8 protein-coding genes are annotated in these 12,917 nt (G+C 45.5%); 1 reads left to right on the top strand and 7 read right to left on the bottom strand.

Annotation, left to right across the window (positions count from 1 at the left end; translation table 11 throughout):
* Positions 1 to 46: 46 nt before the first annotated feature.
* The 7 genes from ACR64J_RS04475 to ACR64J_RS04505 all read right to left on the bottom strand — a co-directional run bounded on the left by ACR64J_RS04475 (position 47) and on the right by ACR64J_RS04505 (position 9,219).
* Positions 47 to 163 carry a DUF2474 domain-containing protein gene (locus ACR64J_RS04475; protein WP_317199706.1) on the bottom strand — a complete coding sequence of 39 codons (117 nt, stop codon included), beginning with the start codon at positions 161 to 163 and terminating at the stop codon, positions 47 to 49.
* Between the two features lie 64 nt (positions 164 to 227).
* Complete coding sequence (gene cydB / locus ACR64J_RS04480) at positions 228 to 1,244, bottom strand: cytochrome d ubiquinol oxidase subunit II (protein WP_317199707.1); 1,017 nt, start codon at positions 1,242 to 1,244, stop codon at positions 228 to 230.
* Positions 1,244 to 2,752, bottom strand: coding sequence for a cytochrome ubiquinol oxidase subunit I (locus tag ACR64J_RS04485; protein ID WP_435950673.1), 1,509 nt, complete (start codon positions 2,750 to 2,752; stop codon positions 1,244 to 1,246). Before ACR64J_RS04485 ends, cydB begins: the two co-directional genes overlap by 1 nt.
* Before the next feature lie 501 nt (positions 2,753 to 3,253).
* The gene (locus ACR64J_RS04490; protein WP_435950675.1) at positions 3,254 to 5,731 is read right to left on the bottom strand and encodes an esterase/lipase family protein; all 2,478 of its coding nucleotides are present in this window, start codon (positions 5,729 to 5,731) and stop codon (positions 3,254 to 3,256) included.
* Positions 5,732 to 5,900: 169 nt separating this feature from the next.
* Positions 5,901 to 6,920, bottom strand: coding sequence for a tetratricopeptide repeat protein (locus ACR64J_RS04495; protein ID WP_435950677.1), 1,020 nt, complete (start codon positions 6,918 to 6,920; stop codon positions 5,901 to 5,903).
* 160 nt (positions 6,921 to 7,080) lie between these two features.
* The gene (gene coq7 / locus ACR64J_RS04500; RefSeq protein ID WP_435950679.1) at positions 7,081 to 7,725 is read right to left on the bottom strand and encodes a 2-polyprenyl-3-methyl-6-methoxy-1,4-benzoquinone monooxygenase; all 645 of its coding nucleotides are present in this window, start codon (positions 7,723 to 7,725) and stop codon (positions 7,081 to 7,083) included.
* 162 nt (positions 7,726 to 7,887) lie between these two features.
* Positions 7,888 to 9,219 (bottom strand): MFS transporter, encoded by a 1,332-nt coding sequence (locus tag ACR64J_RS04505; RefSeq protein ID WP_435950681.1) that lies wholly within the window; start codon positions 9,217 to 9,219, stop codon positions 7,888 to 7,890.
* Positions 9,220 to 9,547: 328 nt separating this feature from the next.
* Here ACR64J_RS04505 and ACR64J_RS04510 point away from each other — a divergent pair, with 328 nt between their 5' ends.
* Positions 9,548 to 12,892 carry an autotransporter assembly complex protein TamA gene (locus ACR64J_RS04510; RefSeq protein ID WP_435950683.1) on the top strand — a complete coding sequence of 1,115 codons (3,345 nt, stop codon included), beginning with the start codon at positions 9,548 to 9,550 and terminating at the stop codon, positions 12,890 to 12,892.
* The last annotated feature ends 25 nt before the right edge of the window (positions 12,893 to 12,917 follow it).

Below are 12,917 nucleotides of genomic sequence, written 5' to 3' on the forward strand. Positions count from 1 at the left end.
ACGCAGCCTTGATAATCAAGACTGCGTTTTTTGTCACTAGTAGATTTTAAACTCCCATTGCCAGCTTAATCAGCTGCGCAATAGTAAAGATGACCAAAAACCCTGCCAAATACAAGCCCACAAACCAGGCCCATTGGCTTTGTTTTTTACTTAGTTTTTTCATAATAGCGTCCTCTTTTATAACTACCCTATACTGTCAGCTGCACGCGTTGTCTGTAGCATAAACATCAGTACATAGGATTGTGATCAGATTTGCCTTTAAACGTATAGTACGCAAATGCGGTGTAGCTTAAGATAATTGGCAGCATGATGACCGCGCCTATGAGCATAAATGACAATGAGGTGTCGGCGGCTGCCGCCTCATAAATGGTCATCTGATAAGGCACTATATAGGGGAATATGGCAAAACAGACACCAATATAACCCATTAAAAACAGCGCTACCGTCAATAAAAAGGGGCGATATTCACGTTCTGTTTTTAAGTCTTTACGCATCAAAAAGAACAAAGCCAATACGATAATCGGCATAGGCGCAAGATATAACAGACCTGGGAAACCAAACCAGCCTTCAAGCGCGTCGATATCAGAGAAGAACATAAAGGCGGTGACGACTATCATCGCGACCACAAGCGCTAAGAGCATCCAGCCTGAGACTTTGCGCGCCCAGACTTGTAGGGTATGTTCGGTCTTTATAATGAGCCAAGTGGACCCAAGCAGCGCATAACCGATAATCATGGCAAAGCCGCAAACGATGGAGAAGGGCGTGAGCCAATCAAACGGACCGCCAGTGTATAAGCGGTTGCTAGCCTCTAACCCTTGTACTAAGGCGCCAAGCATAATGCCCTGCGAGAAGGTAGCGATCACTGAGCCTACAAAGAAAAACGTATCCCAAATATGGCGACGGGTATTGGCTTTAAAGCGAAACTCAAAGGCCACGCCGCGCATAATGAGTCCAAAGAGCATAAAGGTCACTGGTAAATAAAGACCCGTCATAATAATACCGTACGCAACAGGGAAAGCGGCAAACAAACCGCCGCCACCAAGCACTAGCCAAGTCTCATTACCATCCCAAAAGGGCGCAATAGAGTTCATCATCCGGCTACGGTTCTTGTCTGAGCCTGCAAAGGGGAACAAAATACCGCAGCCTAAATCAAAACCATCGAGCAGCACATAAATAAAGACCGATAGCGCGATAAGTCCGCCCCAGATAAGGGGTAAGTCTAATACATCACCGAAGTTAAACATTAGCGTAATCCTCCATCATCGACATCGTCAGCAGGACTGTCTAAGTTCTCAGCATCCTTATCTTTAGTGTTCTCTTGAGGCGCATCATCACCGCTCAAAGCGCGGCCTTGAGCCTCGGTCACAGAATGATCATAGTAGGTATCCTCAGAAGGATCCTCGTACGGCTTAGGCCCTTGAGTAATCAGGCGGATAATATAAAAGCTACCTGCGCCAAAGACAAAGATATAGAGTACGATAAAGCCAATCAAAGTCGTCGCCACTTGCTGGGCTGCCAGCGGCGACATGCTCTCGCTAGTACGGATAACCCCGTAAACGGTCCATGGCTGACGTCCTGTTTCGGTGACGAACCAACCCGCGAGCAGTGCTATAAAGCCCATCGGCGTCATAAACATCCAAGCCCTATGGAACCATTTGCTATCAAGATCAAACTGCTGTTTTTTAAAGTACTTATAGAGACTAAATAGACCAACTAGCACCATCAAAGTACCGATACCGACCATAACTCGGAACGACCAAAATACAATAGGAACAAAGGGTTGATCCTCTGGTGCCCAGTTCTTAAGACCTTTGACTTCACCGTCTAACGAATGCGTCAAAATAAGACCTGAGAGATAAGGTATTTTGACTTCAAAGTGGTTTTTTTGTGCTTCTTGATCAGGAATGGCAAATAGCACTAGAGGTGCGCCGCGCTCATCCTCCCACAGTCCTTCCATCGCAGCTACTTTGGCAGGCTGATGCTCTAAAGTATTCAAACCATGCATATCGCCTATGAACACTTGAGCGGGCGCTACAAAGATAGCCATAATCATCGCCATACCTAACATTACGCGGCCATGCTTGCGATGCTCTTTGTGTTTTTTGGACTGTAGATAATAAGCACCGATACCGCCGATGACAAAAGCAGTGGTCAAAAATGCTGCCGTCATCATATGTGCATAACGATAGGGGAATGAGGGGTTAAAGATAATCTCAAGCCAATTGGTAGGATAGAGAAGGCCATCAGCGCCCATCATAAAGCCCTGCGGCGTCTGCATAAAGCTATTAGCCGCCAAAATCCAAAACCCTGAGATAAGCGTACCGATGGCTACAATTGCCGTCGAGGCAAAGTGCATGCGCTTGCTGACGCGTCCCCAACCAAACAGCATAATCCCTAAGAAGGAGGCTTCTAAGAAAAACGCGGTCAGAACCTCATAGGCAAGCAAAGGCCCTAGTACGTTACCAGCCTTGTCTGAGAATACCGCCCAGTTGGTACCGAACTGATAAGACATTACCACGCCTGATACCACGCCAAGACCGAAGACCACGGCGAATATCTTGACCCAGTGTTTATAGACTTCAGCGTAAATAGGATCACCCGTTTTGAGCCAGCGAAATTCTAATACGGTCAGCCAACTGGCAAGACCGATAGAGAACGCGGGAAAAACGATATGAAAGGAGATGACAAAAGCGAACTGAATACGCGCTAGCATGAGCGCGTCCATTTGGTCGATCATAAATGCAGCGAACATAAGCGCTTACCTTTATTCGTGAGCAAAATAGCGCAAGCTTCCGTGATACGCCCAAGTTACTAACCGCAGCTTAAATACAAGTAGTACGGTCAATAGCTAAGATTTGGCTGTGAGTATGAATAAGCTAAACGGATGGACTAATGAGGTGACCATAACGGCTTAACTTAAATTAATAATTTATATCCTTATAAATTAATAAGTTATTGTTAATCAAAGTTATATTAAAAGTTTGTATTCACTTATTATGCGCTTGTACCCTAGTTGCTGCAAGTTGCAGGTTATACACCTATCAGTCACTTATAACCTACAATAGGTATTGAAAAAATCACACATAAATAAGCTTAAAATGCCTTTTTGAGTGTATAAACTTCTATTATTTGAAGCTATAGTGACTCATTTTACGTCGATAACCCTCTTATAACTTTTAATATTATTTAATATATATTATAGTAACGTATATTAAAATATACTTAAACGCAATACTTTTTTAATCGCCTAAGCTTATTGCTCGAGTTGAGTATGCAAGATTCGGCGCAGGGTCAAGATAGTTTGCGGACTGGTCTGAATACTATGTCCACCATTGATAATCGTCTCAGAGGCAGCTCCCTCTAGATGCGCACTGGTATAAGGCACAATGCCATCTGATAAGGTTTTGGTTAATGCTTGACTAATATCGCCATCAACACGGACCGCAGCAACAAGTGGTAGAGCCTCTACTGCATCATTAACATCGTTATCAACAACGTCATCTTCACCTGTTACTGTCTCTTTAGGTTGCAGCTGTGATAGATCGATTTTGACGCCATCGGGCTGCGCTTGTGCAAGCCCTTGAGTAATGTCGGAGTCATTGCTGGCTATAATGGAATGGTAAGTGACGCGATCATTGATTTTGATGTCTTTGGTTAACTGAATAAAAGAGGATTGATCACTGAGCTGACTGGCACCATTTTGCAAATATAGCGCGCCTAAAGGATTCTGTGCCAAATCACCTTGGGTTGCGATCGTAGCTAAGTTTTCAGTGACCGTTTTGACAAGTCCGACGGGCAAATAGACAATACGGCGCAGCGCGCGAGTAAACCAGCGATCCGCGTAGTCGGTACCGCGAAAGGGCGCAGACAAAAATACGGCAGTGTCAACTTGCGGCAAAGCATGCAGCTCAAAGCGCTCTTTTAACTGCTCTTCACCAAAGGACTGTTTGAGCGCCTCACGTATTTTATTTTTTTCGCTAAATGTGAGCTGGTTTTGATCATCGAGTCGATCTAAGTCATCGACCAAGTTGTCGTCTGAGAGCATCATGCGAGCGATAAGCGCGCCCATACTATGACTGACAATCACACTGTTTTTGCTCGCGCGATTTTGTCCTTTAGGATCGGTTTGCTCATAAGTGCTATTGATTAGACGCTGTATTTGGTAGCGGTTTTCTATAATAGGCAAGTTGGTTGGATAAAATATCTGCCAAACTTGGTAGTTATCACGCAGCAGAGCATCGTTCAAAATATCATTGGTTAAATTGACCCAAGTAGCAGGGCTTGAGGCAAGACCATGGAGCATAATAATCACGCGCTTATCAGGATCATAAGGCTCAAGCATGAACAGTTTGGGCAAACGCGCATCTGGCTGGCGCGTAATAAGATTGAGATAACCTACGCCATCGAGCTGGTTTTCAGCAAGCCACATCCCGTACCCTGCAGAGAAGTTCGCCGCCAAAGGATAGTCATCATTTAAGATATTGACGCTCTCGCTGCGATATGGGTTGTACAGATGGATATCGAGCTGACGACTACTTAGAGCGTCAAGCACGCTGTCGCCAGCAGGCTTAATCAGTCCCGTTAAGAGCAGATGACCTGTAGGATAAATGCGCGAGCTTGGTGGGCTATCCTTGCTATCAGCTTGAGCGCTATCATCGGTCAGTCTTCCTGATATTGAGGCTTTGAGTAAATCACGAATAGTGGTGGTATAACGATCATCCAATGACGCTACAAGGCTAATACCCAAGCCTGAGCGCTTACTGATTGAGTTCATACCGGACAGGCGTATCTCATAAGTTGACACTAAGTCTGCCAAGGCTGAGGTCTGCTCGCGGGCATTTTTTAGATAGTTGCTCTCATTAGGCAGATAGATATCGAGATGATAATCATCAACGTCTACTTTCATCACTTTAATCTGATCAGTGAGCTTGCCTTTTATTGGTGCAAGGTTAGCGATAGCGGCTTGTTTTGAGGTATCATCATCGGTAATTTTGGTCGGTAGATAAGTCACGCGCGTACCGTCAGTCATCTTATTAGGGTTATCGGAGGACTTATATAACTGGGTAATAATATCGTTGCTGGCCGCGTTATAGATGTCTTGAGTTTGAATATCGGTATCATTTGGAATGCGGTTTGGCGCGCGCATTGTGTCTTTATTGCGATTAGCCGCCGCGCTATCATCGCTAAAGTCATGCTCTAGGCTGTCAAAAAACAGATAGGTATAGCTGGTTTTGATCGCATCAAACAGACGTTTTTGGTAATCAGTCAAGCACTGCTCGGTATTTTGCTGTTGTATTTTTAGCTCATCTTCAGGTACAGGCGCATTGGCAAAATAGGGATCGATTGGCGGACGTGCTAGGGCATCGCGGCAAGCTTGAGAGTCGCTAAGCTGGCGCGCTTTGGCATAGTGCAATTCGGCGTAAGTTGCTAAGGCAGGACGGTAGTTTTGATTGAGCATACTCTCGTTAAGCTGAGCTAGACATAGCTCAAAATTTTGTAAGCACGCTTGTTCATCTAATCCTGCTGACAGTAATGTTGAGGCCGTATCACTGCTTAATTTATTGTCTGTGACGATATTGCCGCGCTGTGCTTCAATGGTTTTAGAGGACGCCTGTTTATTGACTGTTACTGTACTACAAGCAGGAAGTATTGCTATTGCGACTATTAAAGGAGTTAAAAACCACTTGAGCCAAAATGGTTTGTTTGAGGTAATCGCAATAGCAAGTGACATATATCGTCTCAATGGCAGGTGATGATTATTTTTATAGTGAAATAGTATTTTGCATTATACTTGATACAGACAAAACTAAAAAAGCGTATCTGCCTTGTATTGATGCAATATCAATATAAGGCAAATACGCTTAGTGTTGCAACTTAAATACCACTAAAGTAGTGCGACATTAGCCTGCTGGTTTTACGTTGATGTCAGGAGCAGGGATGTCCCAGATATAGAATTTGCCGTCTTCAACGAGCTTAATCTGCTGCGGAATAATAGGGTCGTTGGGCATCTGTTGTTCAAGTCTGCGCAAGCGATCTAAAGCCTGACTACGGCGATCACTAAGCAAGTCTGACTGTGCTAAGCTTTGCTCAGCTTCGGTATAGTTGAGTGCAACTGCGCGATCGAGATACTTTTGACCTTCTTTAAAGCCGCCGCCCTCTGAGAGCATCATACCGTACAAAAAGTTAGCTTCACCGCTCTCTGGCTGTACTTTGATCGCACGATCTACATACCGACCGCCGCGTATTGCATAATCTGTCCCTAAATCTAAGTTACGCCCCATACCATTTAGCTTAGCCGCACGGATAAGCACGTCATAAGAGGCATCTGGTTTATCCGCATAAGGCTCAATCCAGTCTGCTAATACTTTGATCTTTTCACGCGTATAGTGACGCTGCGAGCGGTTTGGAAAGTTTGGTGGATAATGACGCGCGTTAGGCGAGACATCTTCGATGAAGTCATCTAATAAGCTCACGTCCAACTTATCGATACCTGATATTTGCTGCGGTATCAGGACCGTTTTGACAAAGCTTATATCAGAGAGCTGTACTTGCGGCGTTGGGATATTGGAGAGCTGACCACTACGAAGATCGATACCTGTGGCGCTCGTTGGCGTGCGCTCAAAGACGCGAGTAGTTCCTGCCATCTCTGCTGGTACAGGAATCGCCGCCGCTCTTGGTAATTGGTTGATACTGTTTTGTGGGCTTAGCGGCGCGGTATTAACATTGACAGTAGCATTAGCAGTCGTAGGCTGCGCTAAGCGAATCACGCGCTTGCTTGAGTCAATAGCACTCGGCGCACTGGCATTATTGCCATTGTTTTCAGCGGCGCTAGCAGGTGCTCCAATCATCATCATACAGGCGGCTATAGCAGTCAAAGTTACTGCTTGGTTTTTGTAGGTTTTAGTTGTCAGCTGGCTCATATTAGTCACTACCTTTGTGGTTTCAAGTTATGTTGTATTCTCACGCTTAGCAAGTCACTATACATGCTAAGCGTAGATCGATGCTCCGTTTTAGGGATTAGTCCTTTAAAATTATGATTAATACGCTATTCATCTTGCTTTAGCTGCGCATTGGCAACAGTTATACATGATACGCTGCGACCTTCATACCGTTTGCCAGCCAGCGCATCGTCACACGTACAGGAGGCGAGAGCGCCGCGCCGCCGCTTTGTAGTGCCAATTCGCGATGATGTAGCTCTTCGATATCCATTTGCGCTAGAATCTCTCTTGAGCGTACATCTTGCGTGGGCAGTTTGCCAATGTGATCTTGCAAATGCTCGCTCACTTGCGCCTCAGTCTCAGCAACGAACCCTAAGCTAAACTCATTAGAGATCGCGCCTGCTACCGCCCCAAGACCAAACGACATACCGTACCACAGCGGCGTCAGCAGACTGGCATGACTACCAAGCTCATCTAAGCGCGTCTCGCACCAGACCAAATGGTCAATCTCTTCAAGAGCGGATTGGTGCATGGCTTCTCGGACACCGTCATCTTTTGCCGCAAACGCTTGCCCATGATACAAGCCCTGAGCGCAGACTTCGCCGGTGTGATTGATACGCATAAGCCCTGCTACGTGACGCGATTCTGTAATACTCAGCTCAGGAATAGTATCGTCGCTTACAGGTAGTGGGCGAGTGCTCGGGTTTGAGTGCGGTACAATTGCACGTAGAGCTTTGTCAACGCCGAGTAGCCATTGATCCACTTTGGATAAGGGACGCGATGTCATAGCAAACTCCTGATGTCTAAAATAAAAACAAAGTCGTTTATAGCATCCTAAAGCATAGCTCAGTGATGCTGATAAAACACAAACTACTATAGCAAATAATAAAGTTTATCCGCACAAAAGATTCTATCAGTACGGTATATTTGTTGTCACTGTTGTCTAAATTTACATCATAGGCTCATCATGCGTTTGTATTACCGCCTGCTTAATGTGGTTGTTGAGCTTAGTATATAAAAACAGCCCAAACACGATATTAAGCAAACCTGTCATCAAAAATAGCTGCGGTAGCGACATTTTGACTACGTTTAAAATGACAATCGCAAAAATAGCTGAGGTGACCATAAAGATGGCATTAAAAATATTATTAGCGCCGACGATACGAGCGCGGTGACTCTTTGGCGCGTAAGCTTGCATAGAAGCATATAACGGCACAATATATAAGCCGCCACTAAAACCTAAGAAAAATAAATCGGCAAATACTCGTAAGCTACCAGAAATACTCAGCAGATCACTGATGCCAAATAAATGCGTTCCATCAGAGATGATAGTTAAGCTTGAGAGTGAAAAGTACAAATCAATGGCAAAGATACTCAAACCTGCAATGCCAAAGGGCAATAAGCGCAAACTCACTTGATTATCAGTCAAGCGCTTACATAGTAGTGAGCCAATAGCGACACCAACAGAAAACAGCGTGAGTAAGAAAATAACCACCGACTCATCACCGAATAAGATGACTTTGCTAAATTCAGGCGTTTGGGTCAAAAACGTCGCGCCATAAAACCAAAACCAGCTATTACCCAAAATCACAAAAAACAAGAACGGCAAAGAGTATAAATAACGCACCGTTGCCATACTGGTGGTAAAAATATTCCAGTTAATCTTAAGATCAGGTTGCATCGCAGGCGTCTCTGGGATAGAGCGTGATGCCAAATACCCTAAGACGGCAACGACTACTACGGTGGCGCTAATCCAATATAAAGATAGCGGCAACTGCGTTAAAAACCCTGCGACAATCATACCGACCAAAATAGCCAAAGAGGTACCCATCTGAAACAAACCATTGGCACCTACTAGCTCGTCCTCGCGCATGGCCTGCGGCAGATAAGCGTACTTAATCGGACCAAAAAACGTTGAATGCGTTCCCATCAAAAATAGCGCCACAAACAGCAGCGTATACCACTCAAACACAAAGCCAATTGCCGCCACTGACATAATAGTGACTTCTAAAACTTTAGTTAAGCGCGTCAGCTTAGATTTTTCGTACTTATCAGCGATCTGTCCTGCTAAGGCTGAAAACAAAAAGTAGGGTAAGATGAATAGCATAGCGGCTAAATTGTTCAATATACTGACCTCTACACCGATTTGACTAGCAGCGGTGTAGGTCAACACCAAAATTAAAGCTTGCTTAAAGACATTGTCATTAAACGCGCCCAAAAACTGGGTAAAAAACATAGCGCTAAAGCGGCGACGCTTGAAGAGTTGAAACTGATTGGCCATGAATGTTCCTACAGAAGTTGTGCAAATGGGTGGGCTAGATTTTATCTTGATAGGTCTAAGTTTGGGCAACGCTACGATATACAAATATCAATATTATCAGAAACTTATCGAATTATAAGATAGGATTTATCGATATTAGGTCGTATAATAGCAAGGCTTTGCCAAAAATACATGTGCTAGATGCTATGATTGCCTATTTAACTGCGCTATGATTTGTCCGTTTTACTCACAAGCCTTTGATCATAGCTCAAATGGATTGGTTGGCAATTTAACACCCCTTTTTAATCGTTAGTATTGAGTACGCCGCGTGAGGCGATAGGAAATATGCATGTCAAGATATCAGCCCTCAACGCCTCATCACTCTAAGGCAACGCTTAGCGACGCCGCCAAAATCCCGCGCGTCCAATTTACTCGTACCGCACTCTTTAGTGCCTTGGCAGCCAGTTTGGTTGGATTTGGTATCGCGCCTGTGTACGCCGCTGAGACTGAGCCTAATACAGACTCATCTATGGCAACGATGGAGGAGGCGCAGCTTGATAAAGCGCTTGCGGCGCTAAGACTGCGACAAGAGGTTGAACAAGGTGATATCGATCAGTCGGTATTCACTGAGTATCAGCGCCAAAATAAAGCCGATCAGTCCACTGCTAATAACGACAATACCTACAATAACGACGACGCAACTTCAACATCTAATGCGCTACTAGAGCAGGCGGCCAGTGTACAGCAGCAGGGTTATCAGATGATGACGCCTGAGCAGATCGAAAGAGAGCTTGCTGCGCTAGATGCACCTATGGATATGACGAATGGTGCTAATGCTGACAGCAGCAATCTTGACGCTGATTTTGACGCACCTGTCGCCACGTTAGACAGTACGCGCGCCCCTGTCGGGTTTGATACCGATCTTGATGCAGCAAACCTGCCTACACCGACCAATCTAGATACCTTACAACCAGATACTTCGCAAAGAGACGCGCGCGCCGCTGATCGCGCCAAAACTGCCGAGATTTTGGCGCGCCCTATCAATGTCAGCGACTCTGCTAGTCGCGGGCGCATCAACGCAAGCGATGATATTACCGAGCGCGCCAATCCTGAGCGCGCGCTTGCAAACCAAGACAGTAATAGAGTCACAGGCGCTGATGATACGGTTACAGAGGTAAGAGATTCGCTAAGCGCAGGTCAGCTGCCTGGTAATATCGATGATCAAACGAATAATCTTAATCCTGATGACTATCTGCCAGACTATCAGGCGGCTACCGAGACACAAGCGGTCACCGACAGCTTAGTCCAAGCGGACAAAAAACCCAAAGCGCGCAGTTCAGGTAACTTCTTTAAACGCACCTTTAATCGTCTATTTAATGGCGGCGTCTCAGGCTTACCGCATGTTGAAACCACAGTCTACTTGCAACAAGGTAGTGATGATCTGCAGGCGAGTAATGCTACGCCCAAACTCATTGAGGCAGACGAAGATATTCAGCCGATTAACAATATTAAGGCGGCGCTTGATGATACGACCGTACAGTCTGTTGTCGATTTTACCGCCGCCTTGCCCCGTTTGCGTCAGACCGCTTTAGATGCAGCCAAAGCAGTGGGCTACTATGACGTGGTGCTGCGTTTGCGCCAGCCTAGTAGTGATCGTATCGATGTCATTATCGAGCAATTAGGAGAGCCAGTACGGGTGGATAACCGTATTGTTGAGGTGCGCGGCGAGGGAACCCAGCTACCAGAATTTCAAGCGCTAGAGGCAGAGCTACCGCCTAAAGAGGGTGATATCTTTAATCACCGCGTTTACAAAAGTAGCAAAGCCGCTCTTGAGGCGTTGAGTAGTACTTATGGCTACTTTGATCAATACTGGCTAAATAAATCTGTCGATATTATCTTGCCTGATAACAGCGCTGATGTTTCACTAGTCTATGATACTGGTCCGCGCTATGAGTTTGATGAGGTGATATTTTTTACCTTTGATGAAGAGACTCGCACCTTGACTCGTGATCCTGACAAACTCCCCGTCGAGCTGTCTTTACTCAAAAAGCTTTATAATTTTAATGAGGGTGACCCTTTCTATCGCCCTGATATTACCAAATTTAGCAACGATTTATCAGCGACTCGCTATTTCAATACCGTTAACGTCGAGTCTATTTTGCCGCCAGATGAACGCACGCAAAATAGCACTTTAGCCTTTGATAATGCACCTGCCACTAACAATAGCTTAGATGATGATGTAGATAGCGATGCTGTTAATAACGATACTGTAAACAACGCTGACAACTTATTAAGCGCTGGTAGCAATGACGACAGCAACAGTACTAGTGGCGTGGGCTCTGAGAGTATCAATGCCAATAGCGGTGCGACCGTCGATGAAGAGGACATTGCGCCTATTGAGTTTGAAGTAGATGAACAAACCAGCGAAAAGCTGCAAGCCATCAAACAAAAAGCGGAGCGCCTAATCCAGTTGCCAAACGATCGGGTTTTGGATGAAAAAGAAGAAAAGGCGGAGAACATTCTAGGTAAAATTAGCGACTCAATCAGTAATATCGCCGAAAAAATCTTCCCTGATGACAAAAGTGTGTTCGAAGATGAGAATTTTGTCCCGCCAACATTAGCGGGTCGCATTACCCCTGAGCAAGTACTTGAGACCAAAAAGGTGCCTTTATACGTCTTTGTCTCATCTGAGAGACCGCGTGATGCTGAGGTAGGTATTGGTTATGGCACAGATACAGGCGTACGCGCCACCGCAAGAATAGATTACAACCTAATCAATCGTCAAGGCTATCAAGCAGGGGCTGAGGTTGAGTATTCGCGTATCACTAAAAATGCAACGATATATGGTAGTAGGCCTTGGAAGCATCCGCTCAATGATAAGCTAGATGCACGTTTAACTTACGAAGAAGAGGTCATTGATCAAGGTGAAGGCAACTTTGATCTATCGACCAGAACGCTCAAAGCAGCTTTGGCGCGTAACATTCGCCGCGAGAATGGTTGGAATCGTAGCTACTTTGTCAAATACCGCTTGGATGAATTAGAGACGGGCGTTGACGATGCAGATTTAGAAGATTTGCCTATTCGCTTTATTTCCTCCAAACCCACGCAAGAGGCCTTGTTGTTTGGTTATGGTCTTAATAAAACTGACGTTGATAACGCGCTCAATCCCACGCGCGGTATGCGTCAGTATTACAGTATCGAAGCGGGCTCTGAGGACGTGCTAAGCGATACGGACATGGCGATTATCAAAGCTGGCGTCAGCGGGCTTTATAGCTTTGGTGAAGACGACAAGCATCAGCTGCTAGGTCGCTTTAATACCGGTTATATTTGGGCGGATAATTTTGAGGGCGTGCCTTATAAGCTGCGGTTTTTCGCAGGCGGTGATCAAAGTATCCGCGGTTATGATTATGAGAGCTTATCACCCCTCAAAAACGGCTACCTGACAGGCGGACAAGTCCTCGCTGTCGGTAGTGCTGAATATAACTATGAGTTTAGACCTGGGTTTCGCGGGGCATTGTTTACCGATATCGGTAATGCTTATGACACCAACTTTGATACCGAGACCAAAGTTGGCGTTGGCGTCGGTATTCGCTGGGCGTCACCAGTTGGCGTCGTACGCGTTGATGTCGCGGCTGGCGTGACAGAGGATAGTATTCCAGTTAGACTACACTTTTTTATCGGCTCGCCGCTTTAGCTTTAGCCGTTATTACTCGTATATT

Source organism: Psychrobacter sp. DM8, from assembly GCF_051307025.1.
Classification (GTDB): domain Bacteria; phylum Pseudomonadota; class Gammaproteobacteria; order Pseudomonadales; family Moraxellaceae; genus Psychrobacter.

Excerpts from the sequence above, each read along its gene's own strand:
- ACR64J_RS04475 (WP_317199706.1), bottom strand. The coding sequence starts at position 163 with ATGAAAAAACTAAGTAAAAAACAAAGCCAATGGGCCTGGTTTGTGGGC.
- cydB (WP_317199707.1), bottom strand. The coding sequence starts at position 1,244 with ATGTTTAACTTCGGTGATGTATTAGACTTACCCCTTATCTGGGGCGGA.
- ACR64J_RS04485 (WP_435950673.1), bottom strand. The coding sequence starts at position 2,752 with ATGTTCGCTGCATTTATGATCGACCAAATGGACGCGCTCATGCTAGCG.
- ACR64J_RS04490 (WP_435950675.1), bottom strand. The coding sequence starts at position 5,731 with ATGTCACTTGCTATTGCGATTACCTCAAACAAACCATTTTGGCTCAAG.
- ACR64J_RS04495 (WP_435950677.1), bottom strand. The coding sequence starts at position 6,920 with ATGAGCCAGCTGACAACTAAAACCTACAAAAACCAAGCAGTAACTTTG.
- coq7 (WP_435950679.1), bottom strand. The coding sequence starts at position 7,725 with ATGACATCGCGTCCCTTATCCAAAGTGGATCAATGGCTACTCGGCGTT.
- ACR64J_RS04505 (WP_435950681.1), bottom strand. The coding sequence starts at position 9,219 with ATGGCCAATCAGTTTCAACTCTTCAAGCGTCGCCGCTTTAGCGCTATG.
- ACR64J_RS04510 (WP_435950683.1), top strand. The coding sequence starts at position 9,548 with ATGTCAAGATATCAGCCCTCAACGCCTCATCACTCTAAGGCAACGCTT.